We start from the raw sequence: 21,213 nt of genomic DNA, 5'->3' as shown, positions 1-21,213 counted from the left end.
CTGTCCTTTCTCCTTGATTAAAAACTCAAAAGTTCTTTACTAGAATCTTTCCAGATATTTCTTAATCTCCCAGTCTGTTATAGCATTGTTAAACTCGTTCCATTCGATTTTCTTTGCCTCTATGTACTCATTAAATATTTGAGTTCCAAGCTTTTCCTTAACAAAATTTGAACTTTCAAATTCATCAATCGCCTCACTTAATGTATCCGGAAGCTTTTTAATATTATAATTTTTTCCTGAGTACATATTTTCATTAATAGCATCTTCAAGCTCCATACTGTTTTCCAGTCCGTCCAATATTGAATATATAAGCATCGCAATACAAAGATACGGATTTGTAGCGGAATCGGGACTTCTAAGCTCAAGTTTTATCTGATTGTTTCTTTCTGTCGGTATTCTAAGAAGAGCACTTCTGTTGGAATTTGAACTCCATGACACATAAACCGGTGCATCAAAATTCGGCTTCAATCTCTTATAAGAATTTACCAAAGGATTATTTATAAGCGATAATTCCCTTGCGTGATGAAGAATTCCCGCAATTGTTGACTTTGCCCTGTCACTGAGCTTAGCATTATCTTCAAATATATTCTTTCCGTTATCGTCAAAAGCGGATATTTTAAAATGCATTCCGCTTCCGTTTTCATTCTCAAAAAGTTTCGGCATAAAGGAAGCACTGAGACCATGCCTTTTTGCCAAAGTTTTTACCGCCATTCTGAATGTCTGAATGGCGTCGGCACATTTTAGCGCATCCTGATCCGTAAAATCTATCTCATGCTGTGCCTTTGCTATCTCATGATGTGAAGACTTTATCTTTATACCCATCTCTTCCAAAGTCAGTACAATATCTCTTCTGATATTTTCAGACATGTCAAGAGGGCCGATATCAAAATAACTGGCCTTTTCCTTCACATTCAGACTTACCTCACCTTTATCATCAGTGTTGAGCAAAAAGAATTCACACTCGGCTTCAATAAATATATTAAGTCCTAACTTCCTTGCTTTATCATATGCATCAAGTAATACCGCCCTCGGGTCGGCTTCAAAAACACTTCCGTCAGTTCTGTGAATATTGCAGATAAATCTTGCAACCTTTCCCTGCTGAGGTCTCCAAGGAAATATACAAAAGGTAGAAAGATCCGGATGTAAATACAAATCCGAATCTTCTATAGGCGCAAATCCCTTTACACTTGAACCGTCAAAAAGGATCCTGTTTTCCATGGCATCCTCAAGCTGACTTGCAGTTATTGCGATATTTTTCAAAGTTCCGAAAATATCGGTAAACTGTAATCTGATAAATTCTACATCTTCCTCTTCAACTATGGCAAAAATCTCTTCCTTCGTCATTGCTCACCTTTTCTTTAAAACTTATTAAGCACCCTTTTTAACCTTTCGAGTGCATCATCAACATCTTCTTTTGAAATAATAAGCGGCGGAATAAATCTCAAAATATTGCTTCCGGCATTTATAAGTACCATTTTCTCATCAAGGAGCGCCGACTTTATAATATCGGCCACAGGTATGTCAAACTCCATACCCAGAAGCAGTCCCTTTCCTCTGACTTCCTTTATAAAAGGATATTCCTTTGCCATACCCTCAAGCTTTTCTTTGAGATAATCTCCCACTGCTTTTACATTTCCTGTTATGTCGTCCTCCTTAAAGATATCCAGTACCTTGGATGCCACCGCACATACCAAAGGATTCCCTCCATATGTGGAACCGTGATCTCCCGGCTTTAATACATCGCTTGCCTTACCCGATGTCAAAAATGCACCTATCGGCACTCCGTTACCAAGTGCCTTTGCCACCGTCATAACATCAGGCTTGATGCCGTATTCCTGCCAGGCAAAATACCTGCCTGTTCTTCCCATTCCACATTGAATTTCATCCAAAATCAGTATCAAATAATGTTCATCCGTAAGCTTTTTGATACCTTCAAGGAACTCTTTCGTTGCAGGATGAATTCCACCCTCACCCTGTACCGTCTCAAGTATTATAGCACAGGTTTTGTCACTAACAAGATTTTTTACAGACTCTATATCATTATATTTTGCAAATTTTACTCCCGGAATCAGCGGATAGAAATCCTCTCTATAATGCTCATTTCCTGTTACCGAAAGTGCTCCTAAGCTTCTGCCGTGAAAACTTCCTTCCATTGCGATTATTTCAAATCTTCCACCGGTTTTTTTACCGTACTTTTTTGCAATCTTTATCGCACCCTCTATAGCTTCCGTACCCGAGTTTGTAAAAAACACCTTTTCCATTTTGCTGATTTCAAGAAGTTTTTCTCCGGCCTCTATAACAGGCTCATTATAAAAATAGTTTGATATATGCCAAAGCTTATCCGCCTGTGATTTTAATGCCTCATTTATTCCCCTATAATTATATCCTAGTCCCTGTACCGCAATGCCGGCAAAAAAATCCAGATATTCATTTCCGTCAGTATCAAAAAGCTTTATCCCGTCACCGTGATCAAATACCACCTGATACCTGTTATACGTCTTTAATAACAATTGCTCGGCGCAATCTATTGAATCCTTCATCTTCATAACTGATCTCCTACTATCATGGTACCTATACCTTTGTTTGTAAACATCTCAAGCAAAAGGCAATGTGCAACCCTGCCGTCGGCAATCGTCACCCTGTTTACTCCGTTTTTTACCGCATCCACACAGTTTGAAAGCTTCGGCAGCATACCTTCTCCCATCTGTCCGTTTTCTATAAGCTTTTCAATTTCACTTATACTTATCTTTTCTATCAGGCTGCTCTTATCGTTAAAGTCCTTGTATACACCTTCAACATCTGTAAGAAATGCCAGCTTTTCCGCCTTCAGTGCCTTTGCAATTGCACATGCCGCATCGTCCGCATTTACATTGTAGCTTGTATACTCTTTATCAAAACCTACAGGACATATGACAGGTAAAAAATCTTTTTCCAAAAGATCAAAGATTATGTCGGGGTTTACCTCACTCACTTCTCCGACCATACCTATATCCTCACCGTCAACTTCCTTTTTATGGCAATGTAGCAGGGAACCGTCCTTTCCGCTGATACCTACAGCTTTCATTCCAAGCTCTCCTATCATCTGTACCAACTCTTTATTCACTTTGTTTAACACCATTTCAACAACTTCCATTGTTGCATCATCTGTAAACCTTAAGCCGTTTACAAAATGAGGCTCAATATTCACCTTTTCAAGCCACTTGGAAATCTCCTTTCCTCCTCCGTGAACGATAACAGGCTGCATACCTACAAGCTTTAAAAGTACGATATCCTGTATTACCTTTTTCTTTAAGTTCTCATCAAGCATTGCCGAACCGCCATACTTTACAACCACAATCTTTTTATTAAACGCCTGTATATAAGGCAAAGCCTCTATAAGAGTCCCCACCTTTTCAAGTAATTTATCCATAAAACACCTCTCTAGCTTCTGTAGTCCGCATTGATTTTTACATAGTCAAATGTCAAATCACATCCCCACGCCGTTGCAGCAAAATCTCCCATATTTAACTTTACCAAGGCTCTGACTTCCTTGGCAGACAATATCTTGCTTGCTTTTTCTTCATCAAAGCCTACAGATACTCCGTCCTTATATATCAAAATCTTTCCGTTTTCACTCTCAAAGTAAAGCTCCATATTGTCGGGATCAAACTTTTCACCGCTGTAACCGAGAGCACAAAGTATTCTTCCCCAGTTGGCATCATGTCCGAATATGGCCGCCTTTGTTAGTGATGAGGTAACTACAGATTTTGCCAAAGTTCTTGCGGTCTCCTTAGTCTTTGCACCCTCTACCACAACTTCAAAAAGCGCGGTGGCTCCCTCACCGTCTCCTGCAATCATCTTTGAAAGAGCTGTTGTAACGAAATTTAGATTGCTCTTAAATACCTTATATTCCTCACTGCTTTCATTAACTATCTTTTCATTATCAGCAAGTCCGTTTGCAAGTATTATAAGAGAATCGTTTGTGGACGTATCTCCGTCCACACTCACCATATTGAAGGTATCCACCACATCTTCTCTCAAAGCCTTTAATAAAAGCTCCTTTGAGATATTTACATCTGTTGTGATAAATCCGAGCATTGTGCACATATTCGGATGTATCATCCCCGAACCTTTACACATAGCTCCCATCTTTACCGTCTTTCCCGATATTTCAAACTCTATAGCGATTTCCTTTGAAACGGTATCTGTAGTCATTATAGCCTTGGCAGCTTCATTTGCAGCCTTTTCACTCTGCTCTAAAGAGTTTGAAAGCGATTCTATTCCTGCGCAAATCTTTTCTATAGGAAGCTGCATACCTATAACACCTGTGGAAGCCACAAGTATTGAATTCTCTTCCGCTCCCAGTTCAGATGCCGCCTTTTTTGCGCTCTGTTTACAGTACTCCATTCCCTCATCCTTGGTGCAGGCATTGGCAATACCTGAATTTATAACTATTGCATTTACATCAACTTCGCTATCCGTTATTTTTCTGTCCCAAAGTACAGGCGCCGCCTTTACAAGATTTGTGGTGTAGACTCCTGCAGATATTGCAGGAACTTTAGAAAAAATCATAGCCATATCGGTTCTGTTTTTATATTTTATATTTGCCTCGGTTGCACTTGCCAAAAATCCATTCGGTGCACATATTCCGCCATTTATTGTCTTCATACATTCTCCTTATATTGCTTTTATGATTAACTGTAGCATCTGCTCAAAGCTTTAATCCCTGTATAGACGATTATGCTACAATACTTGATATATTTTCCTCATTCAGTACAAGTTCATAGCTGTTTATATCCTTATTTTGCTTCCAGTTTTGACTCTTCCAAAAAATATTTCCTGCAAGATTTTGCTTGAATGCTATAAGAGTTATCTTACTTATACCTTCGGCATTTACCCTCTCTATAGCTTCCTTTACCATCTTACCGGCTATATTTTCTCCTCTGCACCTTGAATCCACACATACATGGTAAAATGTCGCCTGTCTGCCGTCATGACCTGAAAGTATGGTTCCGACTATTTGATTATTCTTTACAGCCACAACACTAAGCCCGACATTTCTGTCAAGAAATCTTTTTATATGTTCAAAATCATCATCAACCGCCCTGATCCTGAAGCCCTTTATACTTTTCCAAAGAGCCATCACCTCAGTATAGTCCTCTATTTTCATTGTCCTTATTTCTATATCCTTTTTCATCATATTGACATCGGTAAACTTTTTAATCCATATTCTTCATCTATCCCAAACATTAAATTCATATTCTGGACGGCCTGACCTGCCGCTCCCTTTATCAGGTTGTCAATGGCACCGGTCACTACTATCCTGTTTGTCCTCTTATCTGTTACATAGCCTATATCCACAAAATTGCTTCCCTTTACAAATCTCGTTTCCGCATTTTCGTTTTTCCTAAGAAGCCTTATAAACTTCTCATTTGCATACTCGCTCTCATAGGCATTTTTTATATCTTCTTCACTGATATTCGGCTTCAGTGTGGCATATGCAGTCACCAAAATTCCTCTCATCATAGGAACAAGATGAGGTGTAAAACTTATTACAATATCCTCTCCTGCCGCCTTTGAAAGCTGAGCTTCTATCTCAGGTGTATGTCTGTGGCTTCCGATTCCGTAAGCCTTCATATTTTCATTTACTTCACAAAAAAGATTGTCAACCTTGGCACTTCTACCTGCTCCCGAAGTTCCAGACTTCGCATCTATTATGATGCTGTTTTTATCTATCAGCTTATGCTTTAAAAGCGGCTGCAGTGAAAGTATTGAACAGGTAGGGTAACATCCCGGATTTGCAATCAGTCTCGCCTTCTTTATATCTTCACGGTAAAGCTCAGGTAGACCGTATACTGCCTCTTTTATAAGATTTTTTGACTTGTGCTCAAGCTTATACCACTTTTCATATACATCCACATCCTTTATTCTGAAGTCTGCTGAAAGGTCTATCACCTTGGCATTTGCAAGTACCTCATCATTTATATTCTCAGACAGAAAGCCTTGAGGTGTAGCTGTAAATATAATGTCCGCTTTCTTTGACAGTTCCAAAACATTGTCGTTTTCACAGATATCATCTGCATATTTATACATGCTTCTAAAGACCTTCGAGTAGCTCTCACCCGCAAAGCTCTTCGAGCCGAATCCCACTATTTTTACATCATCTCTTTGTAATAAGAGTCTTATAAGCTCAGCTCCTGCATATCCCGTAGCTCCCACAATGCCTACCTTTATCATAAAAAGACCTCTCATCCTTTCCTTCGATTTTATAATTACTTTTATTTTTTCATAATTATACACTTTTTATGAATAAAATCAAGGTTTTGTGCATAAAAATTTTCGAACAAAAAAGGACACCTTTTACAGTGTCCTAGTTGTTTTAATTCGTACTAAAGTACTTACATTTTTTCATTCAAATATTTTTGGAACTTGCTTACGCTTAGGTTTGCTCTTTTGGCCGCATCTTCTACTGATACTATTCCGTCTTTTACAAACATAAGTAATGTATTTATAACCCCTTCTTTTCTGCCCTCTCTTCTACCTTCTTTTTTGCCCTCTCTTCTACCCTCTTTTATCCACTTACTTTTAGACTTTTCTAATACTTCCTGAACAATATCCTCTTTAAATATGTCGTATAACTCCTTCATTGCATCTGTCATCTTATTACCCTCCTTTATTTTTAAACCTTATTCCATGCACTTCAAGTAAATAAATTCCTTTATGGTTTCCCATATATTGACATAATTTTCCAAATATTAATGTTGTAATAATACGTGAAAAACCTTTATCCAATATGGTAAAGCGTATAAAGAATACCTCAGTAATGTGTAAATATAATAAATGCTCAAAAATGCAAATACAAAAATTCTTACATCTATATTCACAAGATATCTATCCCATAATTTCTTTATTATTCTAATTATATTAAGCATATTTTTTATTATTTCTCCTTATCGTATCATAAAATAGTTAGTACAAAATAAAATGAGACACTTCATTTGCCATAATAATACACTTAAAATCCTTTTCATTTTTTATCTTTGCAGTTCATCTTTGAGAAATACCCTGCTGTCCAACAATATTTTACATACTGCAAATGTCTCACTGTTTGACAAAGTTCCTTGATATGATGATTCCATCCTATAACCACCTGCCTCTTTGTCATAGACTATGAAGTTTATAATACCGTTACTCACCATATCGGAACACATATAATCTTTTATGGAAACGATATAACTTTGAATCGTTCTTTCATCCACATTGAAGTTATCTGCTTATTCTCTTTTATTTACAATATAGCCTTTCACCAACTTAAAATATATCTTAAGCAATTGTGTTGACTTATCTACTCCAAAAACATTCATATCTCATCTCCTATATGCCTAATATACTATTTAACATGGACATATATTGTCATCGTAAAAGTTATTTATACATATTTTTTTATTTCCTCCTCATATAATAACACCGACTAATTACAACAAATTTATTAATATTTTCGTTAGCAAAATTAATATTTAATCAGTTTTCTTACAAAAAGGACACCTTTTACAGTGTCCTCATTGTTTTAAGTCATATCATAGTATTTACATCTTTTCATTTAAATATTTTTGGAACTTGCTTACGCTTAGGTTTGCTCTTTTTGCAGCATCTTCTACTGAAATTATTCCGTCTTTTACAAGCATAATCAATGTATTTATTACACCCTCTTTTATCCACTTGCTTTTAGACTTTTCTAATACTTCCTGATCAAAATCCTCTTTAAATATGTCGTATAACTCCTTCATTGCATCCGTCATTTTATTACCCTCCTTAACATACTTAAAATCATATTTCATTTTAGATGTTACAGGAAAATTGTCACTGTAACAATCATCTTTTGTAAAAACTCCCATCAGTTCAGATAGTATAGTACCGTCATTTATATTGGCACTGATATATATTTCTTTGAGCCCATTGTCAACTTCCGTATTACTTCCGGCTATCACCCTTTTTATTAAATATGAGCTCTTGTTTTCTTTGAATATATCAAAATTGCAAATATATATCATGCACACTTCCGGCACATTCTCAAAGCTTTCGCCTTTTTTCATCAAGCTCGTAGTCAAAACGCTACTGTAATATCTCACTCTTTTTTGATGATTTACATTATCGGCATTTTGAACCTCAATATTCACTCGACTTCCGTCTTTTAACTCACAATAAGCATCAAGTATAACGGAGCGTCTTTCTATATTAGTTATAGCATATTGCGACTTATTATTTAAGACTTTCAGCTGATAATCTTGCAAAAATATCCTTAATATTTCTTCACAAAACTCCTTATTCTCTGCCATCTTTCTAAATATAATATCGTCAATGGGATTTAACTTTTGTACATATTCTTTGAATTTTTGTATAGACCTGTCAGACATAAACCTCCTTTATAAATAGAACCTTTTAAAATCAGAAACTATAAGAAATGTAGATATAAAATTATTAGATATAATGAACTGCACTTTTAATTATTATAATAAATGGTATTGATTAAATCAATATACTTGATAGAAATACAATATACTATGCTATAATTAACTTATAAGTTTTTTGATTCCGGAGGTTTAAGATGCAAAATAAAACTATTCAATTTAATATAAATTCAGATGACACCGACACACCCGGAATCAGTGCTTTAAAGAAAGCAAGTAAGATTGCAAATAAATATAATATTTCCGATATGTCACAGGATGAGATAAATGTAGAAATAGCAGAGTCAAGAAAATCATCGGATTGATATTACTTCAATGTATACAGTAGGTGAATACTTAAAATATGATACCTGTTGTATACAGGCTGCATAGCTGTGTAGCATAGAAATAGCGAAGTAGCAAAACGCCACTTCGCTATAAAGTCGAACTTATTTGAATCACATCAGCACTCTCTAATTCTGTAGCTTTTCTCTCAACCTGTGTGATTGGATTGACCCTTACATTTTAATTTGTAGATAATCTCGATATAGTTCTTACTCTAGAACTAACACAAATACTTGCTCTCCCATTCTCTTTCATACTGTATAGCGATTTCACTAATGTCCTTATAGTCAAACTCTGATTTCATACTTCCATCAGCACCAACTATCATCGTCATCACAGTCCACCTATGTTCTTCATCTAACTTTTTTCTCTCCGGTGAAAGAAGTTTATCAATACTCATAAATAATTTAATTAACTGTGTTCTACTTATTTCTTCCTGGCTGAAACAATCTACATACATTCCATTATAATACGTATAATACTTCATAGTATAGCTTCCCTCAGTATAACCTGCAAAAAAGCAAACCCTTTCCCATTTTGTTGGTAAAACCGACTGTAAAATATCAAATACCTCTTGAAAAATTTTATTATCCATAATCCTGATCATTTGGAAAAATCCTAATGTTCTCCTTTCCATCAATACTATAATTAACAACTAAAGCTTCAGGACGCCTAGAATCTTCAGAGTATATTACCTCAATCTTAATTTGTACTTCTTTTCCGTCTTTTACTTCCTTTGCTAATTCATTTTCAAAATTCCTATAGTCTTTTCTATTTATATCGGCATCCTGTGGAATCATATTTTCAAGTCCGTTTGAACCATTAAATCGGTCTCCTATCAAATGACCTCTATCATCACCATCTTTTTGGTCACCTTTACCAATAGTTTCTATAGAGTCGCCAATTATTAATCGACCTTCCCTATCTTTAATGTATAATATACCCTCAACCAATATAATTCTTCCCTTATCATCGGTTTCATAACTATATCCATTTATTTCATATTTATTATTTGGCAACAGGTCATCACCAATACGATACAACTTATCATTATCATCGTAATATTTTTTCAACTCATTTGTATCACTTTGGACAGATTCTCCCGTAAAATCAACGCCTACAAGTTTTATTTCCTTAAAAAAGTCAGGAAAAACATCATCTTTATCGTCCAAATTACTCTTTACTTTATCAGCATTTTCACAGTTTGTCTCAGTGTTAGATACTAATTTAATATCCTTGAAAAAATCAGGAAAAATCGATTCTTTATTTTTAGCAATATCTTTATTTAATTCTTCCTTTTTCTCTGCGATATCTTTAACTGTATCTTTTACCACATTTACGGCTTCTTTTGCTATCTCAGAAAATCCCAAACTAAACAATCCTCCTTTCCATTTCCTGCATCCACTTGTTGAAGTTCTCATCACTTGCAGAGTTCTCTAAACTTCTAAAATGAATTAGGCATTCAAGAATACTATTCAGTGATTCTATCGACAATTGCTCTGTAGATATATTTAACTCTTGAATCAACCTACTGTTCCACTCTTCTATATTATCTGTGTATTTTACCTTTGAAAATATATCATTGTCCCTATCAACTATATGAGAAATAATTCTTTCGATTTTATTTCTCTCTAATTTTTTATTTAGATTAATTGAACTTATTATCTCACATTTAACTGAAGATGAAATATCAGCTCCAACCAAAAATCTCTTTAACTTTTCAATATCACTTCTAACTTCTGCATTTTTTAAACTTGAGAGTAGATATTCAATAACTTTTGTAGTACATAACTGACCATTACCACCCGCTTTATACTGATGTTTATATTCCTTTGGTTCAATATTATATTTATCAATTTTGCATAATACCGCTTCTACCCATTTGTTCTGATATACTGCTGCTACGCCTGTAGGAATTTTTGCGAGCTCAACAATCTGACTGTCTGTTAATCCTGCCGCTCTGCCTACAAGTTCTCTATCAGTCAAATCAGGTAAATGCATAATTACTTTTGTATTAGTGTTTCTTATTACTGACATATCAAGCAATGTCGGTGATTGGTCGACTATAACAAAACCTTCACCATACGTTCTCATCTCAGCTATGGCATTTGCCATCATCTCAACCGACTTCCCAAGCAAGTTTGAACTCTCTGACGTTTGTTCTGTAGAAACTCTCCTTAAAAGATTATGAGCTTCTTCAATTACAGTAACATGCTTTAGAGGTAAATTTATACCGCCTTCACACATTCTTCTTTCTTGTAATCTCATAATAATGATTCCCATAATCATTGACTTTGTTTCGCTGGAACCCACTCTACTCAGGTCAATTATTGTACTTTCATTAAACAACTTATTACTATCAATCTCATCAGCTGTAAAAATTTGTCCATTCAATCCGTTAGTTAAAGACCTTACCCTCGTTACCAATGATCCTGTATAATTATCCTTAACTTCCTCTGAATATTCTGAGCTGCTTACCACTTCTCTTAAAGCCTGTAATAAATCCATGAAGCTTGGATATATATCAATACCGTTTGTATTTATGGAACATTTAAGATCCCATCCGCTTGAGATATATGCTTTCTCTATTGCTTCTTTCAATACTGCCGGCATCGCCGCATACATTGGCCAACATACGTTAAAAATATCTACCAGTCTATCAATATGTTCTAATACATGAATACCGTTTTCAAACTTAAACGGATTTATTCTGAGTAATTCTGTAATAGCAGGATTAGTTCCATAAACATTAAATTTATCTCCAAACACTTGCTTGTACTCACCCTTTGCAGGCTCAATAATCAAAGTTGGTATCTGTTTATCTATGTACTGTCCTACATAAGGATAATCATTAGGTAACAGTTTATTTAGTCTGGCAACCAGAGAGTATACTGTATTAGACTTACCTGAGCCGGTTGAACCTGTAATAAATGTATGCTCACCTAATCTTTTTAAATCAACATTTACTACATGATTGTTGTACTCTTTTCCCATATGATAAATATTACCTAATCTAATCGGTAAATCGACATTCTTCGTACTCTGCACATCTCTCCCAAACCTTGCCATCTCTCTTACAAATATACCTGGAACTCCATTATACGGTATACCACATTGTACAGATAACTCCTTTGTGCTTAACATTGTAGCCGGAGTTACATCTGTAATAGCTTCGAGGTTAATTAAATAGTCAGGATCATGAAAACTTGGATGTGTAAAATGACGTAAGTATTCATTTATCATCTTTGTTGAATCATCTCTAAACCAAGTATTCATGTTCGCTGATTCTAATGAAGTACCTTCTCCATTAATTATTCCTCTATAAGCACTTGCAGAAATAATAGACGTTTCTTTTGAATTACTTATAAAATACGCAGCACTTGCCCACATTCCATAGTTCTCACATTCTTTTATTCTTTTTAAGTGCTCATCAACACATTCTAAAAATACTTTAATTTGTTTATTCTCAAACTTGATCATTGAAGATGTTGATGTCCCTGTATTCATCCCTTTTTGACTTGTACTCTGAGTTGTGGTTGAAGTAGATTTTTGTGAAGATTTTTGTGTTCCTTCACTTTCACTCTCATTAGTCCCTACCGACTCACCATGTTGATATGCCCTTGATGCACTTACACCAACATTAGCTCCACCTGTTATAGTATTAGTCAGACTTGAAGCAAAAGTTTTTGCAATACCTATACCGGCTGATACAACCGGTACAATCGGAATTGTAGCTCCAGCATTTGCACTTAATGAAGTCGAACTACTTGTTCCTTGTGCTACTGAACCACTTCCATTAAGCCCTGCGCTAATACCGATTGTATTTGTTATGCTCTCACTTTTAGTTTTGCTTGAACCCTTTGTAAAACTCTGGGTCTTAGATATACTATTACCGATTGTATCCGTATACCCCTTCATCTCAGACTCAGATATGGAAATTCCTTCATTTGTACCCACTGTCAAACTATACTCAGCTAAAGATGACATCTGAGAGTATATTTCTCCATACCCCTGTTTAACCTGCTCCATTCTCCAATCTGAAATAGGATCAGAAATAATAAGCACTGTAAAAACTTCACCCTGCATTGCATCCACAAACTTCTCTATTCCCTGTATAAACTGTTCATTATGAGCATCTTTATCTTTTATAGATGGTATGCTGGTTAATGCAGTAACTGTATTCTTTCCATTTTTAGGCAATATATTCTCCAACAAGTCATTATATTCCAATATATCTACATCTGTTATTTGACTGCCTGGGAAATTACCTGTAAATGATTTCTCAAATGCTTTTCCAAGCTCAGGATTTTCAGTAAAATCTTCTTCTATACTTTTTGTACCCATATAGAGGTCAATGCTTGTTCCGTCACTTTTCAACATAAATACAATAGACAATCCCAAACCATGCATAGAACTGTATACATTATTAAGTCTGTCCAATATCTTTTCATCCTTGTCAAACACCAGACCTGATATCTTAAACATCTTAATATTTCTATCTGTAGATAACTCTAAAACACTTCTGCTTGGCTTTGATACTTTATATCTTTCCAAATCATTTAAATACAGCTTCTTAACAATTTTCTCAGCAAATAATAAGCTTGCAGCAGTATCTGATATTAAAGGTTTATTCTCCATTAAATCTTTTACTCTAACCTTTTGCACAACATTATCATTATTACTGCTCATCTGTTCTCTTAAACTCATTTTCCCTCCTAATCAAGAGAATCCCCAATATTTTTTAAGGAATTTCTTATATCAAGCAATCTTCCCTCGCATTCTTTTAGTCTGACAACTTTTATGTCTCTATCTTCTTTACTATCATTTTTATCCCTGTCTAAGGCAGCAATATAACCTAATATCTGCTCTATCTCACCATCTAATACCTGTTCTACATATTTAAATTTTTCTCTAACATCATTAGTAACTGTATTGGCATAGTCTTTACAACTTTTCTCTCTTGTTTCTTTTAAGCTCTTAATAAAACTTTCTTTTAACTTGTTTTTATATTTATCTGTTAAAGCCTTACCACCTGTTGCCAGCTGTAATATTCCGGCTCCAAGAAGAGCGATTGTAGTCGCTGTTGTAGCTGCCGCTAATCCAATTGGTGTAAAAGCCAGTATTGTACCTCCTGCAAAGGTTAAGCCCATTGTTATCGCAGACCTTTTTGCAACTTCTCCCAAGCCTAAGCTTGCCCCTACAGCTCCATATACAGGTCCACCTACAATTGTACCTAAGATAGTAGCGGAAACTCTGCTTAGCCCAGATATATTCTGTGGCTTTTCTACTCCACTTACCACATATCTGAATTCATCCAAATAATCATAGAACTCATCTATATTTTTTCCGATTTCCTTCTCCAGTTCATTGATTTTCCGATCTACAAGCACCTTTAACTTATCCCTACCCCAAACTGCCATTTCTTTTTGTACAAATTGTTCAAGATTAGATACAACCTCTTTTTCGAGTGCATCTTTCTTAGATTTCTGCTTAAAAGGATTGACTGTCATACTGTTTTCAAGTTTCATATCCTCTACGACTTTGGGAACTCTATTAATTATAGTATCAAACTCATCATTCATAGAGTTCTCTATATCATCTTCCAATTCTCTCATCCTGAGAGCTATTATACTTATTGTGTCTTTCTTTCTTTGTCTGGCCTTATCTAAGTTAGGCATAGCAGCTTTTATTCTTTCTTCACGCTCATCCACTTCCTTATCAAGAGATTTAATATAATTTTCTATATACTCCTTCCTTAGTTTTATATCAATGTGATTTATTGCTGGACTTATAACTTGCATAAGCTTTGCTTTACCCTTGTTCTCTCTAAGGTACTCTGAGAGTGCGGTTTCAAATTCAAGCATTCCTGTATCTGCTAACGCAGACTTATCTTTATTCATTCTCGCTTTCAGTGCACCTAAAGCATCAACATAAAATATCCCTTTTTCGCCCAAATCAGTCAGCGATGATAGTTTTTTATTTCCAAACTTTATAAGTCTATCCTGCTCATCATCAGGCACTTGATTAATTGCATTACAAATAAAGAATATGTCTTTATATTCATTATTGCGAATCTGATCAGTTATATAATTCATCTCAGATTCTCCTGCAATCTTAGGACATCTAAATACAAAAATTATAGCATCCGCCTGTTTTAGATATTCCCCTGTAACTTTGGTCCTAGTACCATTTTCATTTAGCCCCGGAGAATCTATAATAGTGATACCGTCATGACATAATTCTATAGGATATCTCAATATCACTTTATCATATGGTAATTCCTGAATAGAATCCGCCTGATCTTTTGTAGGATCCGGTATAACTACATATTCCTTTAATTCATCTACATCCAATTCTATTGGTGGAATAGTTTTACCTGCAAACTTTTCAATATGTTGCTTTGCCTTAATTGAAATATCAGAAGATATTTTATTCGGTAGCGGATTCTTGAAATACAGAGTAGCACTCTCCCTTTCACCATATTTTACTTCATTAATCACAGCTGTGCATGGTGTTGAGTATGCCGGTAGAATTTTGGATCCCATCATTGAATTTATAAATGTACTCTTTCCATTCTTAAACTCACCTATAACAAGCACCTTAAAGTCATCATCTTCAACCTTTTTCTTTAAATTCAATAGAGCCACCAAATCCGAATCATTAATATTTACCCCTATATCAATTAGCTCATCCACAACTTCTGCCACTTCTATCAATGAATGTACTATCTTACCCTTTTTCTCCTTCATATCCTCATAGCTACTAATTGGCATAATTATATCTCCTCAATCTTTCTTATTATTTTTGTTAAAGTATCTATTTCTTCCTTATGAGAATTTACTTCTATATCATTTATTTTATATTTCATTTCAATAAACTCAGAAGCTTCTCTTTTAAACTCTCTAAGTATATCTTCATAAATCTTAGTAATCTCTTTATTTGAAGCCTTCCTTGTCTCATATGATATATCCCTGATTTTTGAATTGATTTTATTTTTTAATTCATCACTCTGAGCAATATCCTTCAGTTTCAGATATGTATAAGCCAAAAAACCACCACCAATAGATATTACCGCACCAATAATTCTGAATAAGAAAAAGCCTATTCCAACTCCGCCTGCAATTCCTATAGGAAGGTATTTCCTATATTTTCCATAATCTATACCACACTCTTCATTAGCCTGACCTTTATATTTTATATCGATATTTGTATATTCAGTCGAAAGATTGGTATGAAAAAAACTATTAAGCCAAGTAGTATCATCATTAATTCTTGATGTAACATATTCATCGACTCTTGAAGCCACTGCTGTTATACCGTTTTCCCATACATCTTCAAACTCAGAGTTATACCAAAGAAATTTATCAACTGCATCACTGAATCTATCATTTATATCTACTGACAACTTATCAAATTCTCTCTTTATGAAGGTATCAATCTCCTCTATGCTGTCATGTTGTCTTTGTTGAAATTCCAGCATTGTACTTTCAATTGACATAGCCTCAAGTTCTTTTTGTTGCAACAGTTTTTCCCTATTATTTTTTATTTCATCTATATTTTCTTTTTCCAATTTTTCAACTTCAAGTTTTTGAGATTCTATATGTGTTTTTATATACTCTAATACCCCTTTTAAAAGTACATACTCATCATTTATTTTTTCCGGTCCTAATAACTTTTCAAACTCCTTCTTAACATCAGTCTTATTATACTTATTCAGTATCTTTTCATACTTTCCGGTGTCATCAAAAATACTCCATTCTACTTCACTAAATTTCAGCTGTATTTGTTTTTCAACATAATCTATAACATTATCTGCATCACTATCTGCAACTAATGAAAGTTTGTTTATAACCAATAGAATATTCTTTGCTCCACCATACTTTATATAATTACTTATAAACATAGTTTCTGTTTCACTAAGCAGATGTTCAGCTGTCATGACCAATACTACTGCATCACATTTATAAATATCAATCATTAGACTTATGTCATCAAGCTTCTTTTTACTGAATAATCCATGGAACTCCTTAAATTCTAATGACTTATCCTTCAAATAGCTATTGTTTGCAACTATTGTTACATTTGATGATATTTCTTCCAGCTGCACCAAGTCACTATCAGGTACCATAACCCCTTGTTCATCATATATCGAATATTTATCTCCATACTTTATAGTAATCTCAGGTGTTGTAGGAATAATTGTCGTCGGAAGCACATTTTCACCCAAAATATAGTTGATAATTGTACTCTTTCCCACCAAATCATCACCTACAAATCCTACCGTTTTAGTACCACCTTTACTATGACTTTCAATAAAATTAGCTAATAATCCTGCTAACTCCTTATTATTACACTCCCCCAGTAGGTTTGAAATCTTCTGTAATTTTTCAAAATCTACCATCTAATTAATCTCCTTTATAATATTCTTATACTTATTTATACTAACCATTACCTTTTCCATCATCTGAATATCAGAATTAGTATTCCTAAGTATTTGCTTTCTATCCTCAATATATTTTTCTATATCTGATTTATTGTACTTCAAGAGATATATAATATTTTCTTTTCCAATATCCATATTTGAATCTATAATGTCTGATATTTCAGTTACTAAAAATTCTCTCATTGTAAGTGATATTGCGTCAATCATCTTAGTAGTTATTTGTTCAAAATCTCTAGATATACTCTTTACTGTATTTGACTTACTCAATATATATTTGAATGTTAATCCCCAAGAACTAAGCCCTTTACCAGCCTTATCTGCAAAAACATCTAACTCTCGTAGTGCTTGTTTTTGAGCTTCCTTACATATGTTTTTTACTTTTTCAAATTCACTATCAGAAATTTTCCATGAGCTATCTACAAGTTCATCTGTATCAATATTTTTTATATTACAACAACCGTATTCATTCAATAATTCCTCTTTGATATCAACAACTAAATCAGTATATTCAGACTCCATTTCGGCTAAAAGCTCTTTAGTAATATCTTCATACTTTTCAACCCTATACTCATCAAATATTTTTTCAAAATCAAACACATTTGTAAGATCACTTAATTTTTTACAAGTCTTTGATGTTGTCTGCATTTCAAGCTTTTTTCTTTCTACATCTCTGTTTAGGTTATCTATTTCATCATTAATACATCTTTCCATATCATGTCTAAACTGCTTAAATCTCTCTACAACTCGTTTCTGAAATTTTTCTACAGACATAATGCTCTTTGTATACTTTTTCTTTTCCTCCTCTTCCTTTTTTACCTTTTGTGAGACTATGCTATCAATACTACTCACTATATTATCACTTATATTCATAGCCCTATTATTAATATAAGTTGTTCTGTTGTTCTCAAGAATATTCTTTATTTTCTCAATACCATCCTCATAAAGCTTTACCATTTCACTTCTCTCGTCTTCCGGCATACCGCTTATTGCTTTTATATTTGTTTTCATATCCATGTCGACTTCCTTAAGGTAAACAAAAGTAGGCATAGGAATTACATTTTTCACCTCTATATGAATATATTTTTCCAGTCTTTTCTTAATGTTTTTCATAAGCATTGGTAATTCATCCTTGTCCCCAAGCATCTCAACCTTAGTAACAACAAAAATAATTTCTTGCTTTTGCTTTTCCAAATTTGTATTTATATAGTCTATTAAATCCTCTGATACCGGCTTTTCTTGAGGTATAATAACAACAATAGCATCACATATATTGTCTATCGCATTCTTAGTGACTTCATTGTGCCGACTGTTTAACGACTCTGTACCCGGAGTGTCTACCAAAGCTATTCCCTGTGGCATATGCTCATTTTTATAGTAGAAAGTGACATAATTCACTCTTTTTCCTATTTCTTCAACTGAAATAAGTTTTTTGAATAAGTCTACCTGTAATTCAAAATCATTATAATATGATAACGCTTCTGAACCTCTAAAGTATTCTTTTATCAATTCACTCTTATTTTGTGAGAATAGTTTTCTACTTCCATCTGTGTAAACTATATCCAAATCATCCACACTTGATCTTTTTAAAATACTTGTAGTTACAGTTGTACCCTGAATTGCATCAGTCGGTAGTAAGTTTTTATGTAATATAGAGTTTAAAAAAGTAGACTTTCCACTTGAAAAAGATCCAACTGTCCCCAAATATAAGCTATTATCCTCCAACCTACTCGTCAGACTTCCCAGTTCTTTTTCTATATATATACGTTGCTCCACATCTAAATATGGCAAAATTTTATTAACCGAATTAATAAACTTAAAATATGGAAGTTTAAATTTATATAATATATTACAACTACTATATAAATCACAGAAATTATAATTAGTACTACGTATATTACCATTATATGCTGTTTTTTTCTCTTCTTCCTTTATATGCATATCAGCAGATTTTTTTTCTTCTACTATTCTATCTAGCTCCTTCTCATTATTAATCAAATTTAAATTATCGTTTACATTATCCTCACTTGAATTCAATTCTCCTACAGTCATTGTGCCATTTACTATATTTGTAAAGTCACTTTTTGTATTCAATATTAGGCTTATTAACTCTAATTTATAATATTCAATATTTTCTTCTAACACATCCTTAAATATTGAATTTATACATCTTGATAATTGTTCTGATACATACTCAATGAATACATCATAATTACCTATATATGATTGAATATATTCATATATTGTTCTCGTACAATCTCTTAAAATAAGATAGCTTTTACTATCAATCTTTTCTGCATCTTCCTGATTATACTTTACATCTCTTACCGAAAGGCTGTTTAAAACTTTTGGTGAAATACCAAAATCTGTTTTTAGCCTATGCTTGTAAAAAATAACTCTTTCTTTGTATTTTGCATAAATACTATTTAAAGTATATGTGAAATGATTATTTATATTAGCTATGGTTGAACTTATCCTAACAGACTTATAATCCCACAAAGATGGATTCGTACATGCACATATCTTTTCGCATTGCTCATCACTAAATTTTTTTAGTGTTCTGGTTATGTAGTCTTTTTCTTCATTAAATTTACGCTCAACATTTATTTTGCAATTATCCATATCGCGCTCGATATTAATTAAAATATTATTATCTTTCATTCCTTTATCACCTTCACATTCTCCCCCTGACTTCTAATCCACATATCAATACCCTTACCAAATACCTCTGCCCTAATGATATACTTGCCATCCTTTTCGCTTTCTATCTTTGCAGTTGGTAGGCGGTCAAGTATTGCGTCAACGTCAGAGCCGTTGTATTCAAAACGGATTCTGTTTATTTTTCCGCCATACATAAATTGAACTCGCTTTCTAAACTCTCCTTCTTCGAATCTGTCTTTATAAGGCATTTTAAATCTATCTTCTAGTACTTTATAGCTGACGATTCTATCTACACGGTATATTGTAGGGAACGCATCATTTATTACATCAAAGTTCTCACAAACTTCTTTGTCATCTATAAATGCAGTGATATAAAAGTAGTACTCGGAAAACATTATTCCTACAGGCTTTACTTTTCTTTTTACGATTGTCTTATCTTTGGTTCTCCTGTACTCAAGTTCCACATATTTACAGCTTCTAATCGCCTGACCAAGATCCCATAATGTATCAAGGAAGTTTGTTTTATGCCTCAGCTCTATATAATGATGTTCTTCATTTCCTATCAACTCCTTGACCGGCTGTCTGTTCTCTTTCGGTACACAGCAACTTATAAGTTTATCAAGTATCCCTTGCATTTCATCTTTTGGAAATGCCCTGCTGTCCAACAATATTTTACATACTGCAAGTGTCTCACTGTTTGACAAAGTTCCTTGATATGATGATTCCATCTTATAACCACCTGCCTCTTTGTCGTAGACTATGGAGTTTATAATACCGTTACTCGCCATATCGGAACACATATAATCTTTTATGGAAGCGATATCCCTTTGAATCGTTCTTTCATCCACATTGAAGTTATCAGCTTCTTCTCTTTTATTTACAATATAGCCTTTCACCAGCTTGGAATATATCTTAAGCAATCGTGATGACCTATCTGCCCCAAAAACATTCATATCTCATCTCCTATATGCCTAATATACTATTTAACATAGACATATATTGTCATTGTAAAAATTATTTATATATAAAAATTTATATTTACCCTCATATAATAACACCAGCTAATTATAACAAATTTATTAATATTTTTCATTAGTAAAATTAATATTTAATCATTTTTCTTACAAAAAAGAACATTTTTCATTGTGCCCCTTATATTTACTTAATTTATTTTTTATTTATTGGAAAATAGTCTTCTGTGTTTCATCTGAATCTTGATAAATTACAACTTTATTACCCCACTTATTACACTCATTATTACCCTCTTTATTACCCTCTTTATCTTACATAGTCTCAACCTAATTAAAGCCATACAAAAAAGGACACCTTCTACAGTGTCCT

General features: G+C 33.9%; 17 protein-coding genes. 1 reads left to right on the top strand and 16 read right to left on the bottom strand.

The features are described 5' to 3' along the window. Nucleotides 1-39 precede the first annotated feature (39 nt). From glnA to SBH76_RS05955, 9 genes are all read right to left on the bottom strand, one after another. A complete protein-coding gene (glnA, locus tag SBH76_RS05995; RefSeq protein ID WP_009663913.1) occupies nucleotides 40-1,344 on the bottom strand; it encodes a type I glutamate--ammonia ligase in 1,305 nt (434 codons plus the stop codon). Nucleotides 1,345-1,358: 14 nt separating this feature from the next. Further along, nucleotides 1,359-2,546 carry an aspartate aminotransferase family protein gene (locus tag SBH76_RS05990; protein WP_317977153.1) on the bottom strand — a complete coding sequence of 396 codons (1,188 nt, stop codon included), beginning with the start codon at nucleotides 2,544-2,546 and terminating at the stop codon, nucleotides 1,359-1,361. Continuing rightward, complete coding sequence (gene argB, locus SBH76_RS05985; protein ID WP_317977152.1) at nucleotides 2,543-3,409, bottom strand: acetylglutamate kinase; 867 nt, start codon at nucleotides 3,407-3,409, stop codon at nucleotides 2,543-2,545. Before argB ends, SBH76_RS05990 begins: the two co-directional genes overlap by 4 nt. 11 nt (nucleotides 3,410-3,420) lie before the next feature. Further along, nucleotides 3,421-4,647 carry a bifunctional ornithine acetyltransferase/N-acetylglutamate synthase gene (gene argJ, locus SBH76_RS05980; protein WP_317977151.1) on the bottom strand — a complete coding sequence of 409 codons (1,227 nt, stop codon included), beginning with the start codon at nucleotides 4,645-4,647 and terminating at the stop codon, nucleotides 3,421-3,423. Nucleotides 4,648-4,717: 70 nt separating this feature from the next. Further along, nucleotides 4,718-5,179 carry a GNAT family N-acetyltransferase gene (locus tag SBH76_RS05975; RefSeq protein ID WP_317977150.1) on the bottom strand — a complete coding sequence of 154 codons (462 nt, stop codon included), beginning with the start codon at nucleotides 5,177-5,179 and terminating at the stop codon, nucleotides 4,718-4,720. Beyond that, on the bottom strand, nucleotides 5,176-6,216 hold the full coding sequence (argC, locus tag SBH76_RS05970) for an N-acetyl-gamma-glutamyl-phosphate reductase (RefSeq protein ID WP_317977149.1): 1,041 nt from the start codon (nucleotides 6,214-6,216) through the stop codon (nucleotides 5,176-5,178). The genes SBH76_RS05975 and argC overlap by 4 nt, the downstream gene beginning before the upstream one ends. Nucleotides 6,217-6,377: 161 nt before the next feature. Further along, nucleotides 6,378-6,638 carry a translation elongation factor Ts gene (locus tag SBH76_RS05965; protein WP_317977148.1) on the bottom strand — a complete coding sequence of 87 codons (261 nt, stop codon included), beginning with the start codon at nucleotides 6,636-6,638 and terminating at the stop codon, nucleotides 6,378-6,380. A gap of 375 nt (nucleotides 6,639-7,013) precedes the next feature. Next, the gene (locus tag SBH76_RS05960) at nucleotides 7,014-7,238 is read right to left on the bottom strand and encodes a hypothetical protein (protein WP_317977147.1); all 225 of its coding nucleotides are present in this window, start codon (nucleotides 7,236-7,238) and stop codon (nucleotides 7,014-7,016) included. Nucleotides 7,239-7,565: 327 nt separating this feature from the next. Further along, nucleotides 7,566-8,393, bottom strand: coding sequence for an Rpn family recombination-promoting nuclease/putative transposase (locus SBH76_RS05955; RefSeq protein WP_317977146.1), 828 nt, complete (start codon nucleotides 8,391-8,393; stop codon nucleotides 7,566-7,568). Nucleotides 8,394-8,584: 191 nt separating this feature from the next. On the opposite strand from SBH76_RS05955, the gene SBH76_RS05950 reads away from it, so the two are divergent. Further along, nucleotides 8,585-8,752 (top strand): hypothetical protein, encoded by a 168-nt coding sequence (locus SBH76_RS05950; protein WP_317977145.1) that lies wholly within the window; start codon nucleotides 8,585-8,587, stop codon nucleotides 8,750-8,752. Nucleotides 8,753-8,991: 239 nt separating this feature from the next. Here the strand turns inward: SBH76_RS05950 and SBH76_RS05945 are convergent, their stop codons facing one another. From SBH76_RS05945 to SBH76_RS05915, 7 genes are read right to left on the bottom strand one after another with little or no spacing between them, the layout of a single operon-like run. After that, nucleotides 8,992-9,366: an immunity protein YezG family protein gene (locus SBH76_RS05945; protein WP_317977144.1), complete on the bottom strand. Its 375-nt coding sequence runs from the start codon at nucleotides 9,364-9,366 to the stop codon at nucleotides 8,992-8,994. Next, nucleotides 9,359-10,141, bottom strand: a complete 783-nt coding sequence (locus tag SBH76_RS05940; RefSeq protein ID WP_317977143.1) for a DNA/RNA non-specific endonuclease — start codon at nucleotides 10,139-10,141, stop codon at nucleotides 9,359-9,361. The genes SBH76_RS05945 and SBH76_RS05940 overlap by 8 nt, the downstream gene beginning before the upstream one ends. Nucleotide 10,142: 1 nt before the next feature. After that, complete coding sequence (locus tag SBH76_RS05935) at nucleotides 10,143-13,478, bottom strand: ATP-binding protein (protein WP_317977142.1); 3,336 nt, start codon at nucleotides 13,476-13,478, stop codon at nucleotides 10,143-10,145. An 8-nt stretch (nucleotides 13,479-13,486) separates the two neighbouring features. Further along, nucleotides 13,487-15,544, bottom strand: coding sequence for a dynamin family protein (locus tag SBH76_RS05930; protein WP_317977141.1), 2,058 nt, complete (start codon nucleotides 15,542-15,544; stop codon nucleotides 13,487-13,489). Between the two features lie 2 nt (nucleotides 15,545-15,546). Then, a complete protein-coding gene (locus SBH76_RS05925) occupies nucleotides 15,547-17,172 on the bottom strand; it encodes a dynamin family protein (protein ID WP_317977140.1) in 1,626 nt (541 codons plus the stop codon). Then, nucleotides 17,173-19,872 (bottom strand): dynamin family protein, encoded by a 2,700-nt coding sequence (locus tag SBH76_RS05920; protein WP_317977139.1) that lies wholly within the window; start codon nucleotides 19,870-19,872, stop codon nucleotides 17,173-17,175. Next, the gene (locus SBH76_RS05915) at nucleotides 19,869-20,825 is read right to left on the bottom strand and encodes a helix-turn-helix transcriptional regulator (protein ID WP_317977138.1); all 957 of its coding nucleotides are present in this window, start codon (nucleotides 20,823-20,825) and stop codon (nucleotides 19,869-19,871) included. The genes SBH76_RS05920 and SBH76_RS05915 overlap by 4 nt, the downstream gene beginning before the upstream one ends. Nucleotides 20,826-21,213: the final 388 nt, after the last annotated feature.

This window comes from Lachnoanaerobaculum sanguinis, from assembly GCF_033242365.1.
Taxonomy (GTDB): Bacteria; Bacillota; Clostridia; order Lachnospirales; family Lachnospiraceae; genus Lachnoanaerobaculum; species Lachnoanaerobaculum sanguinis.
The sequence above is the reverse complement of the archived record's forward strand: the minus strand, read 5'-3'. Positions and strand labels throughout refer to the sequence as shown.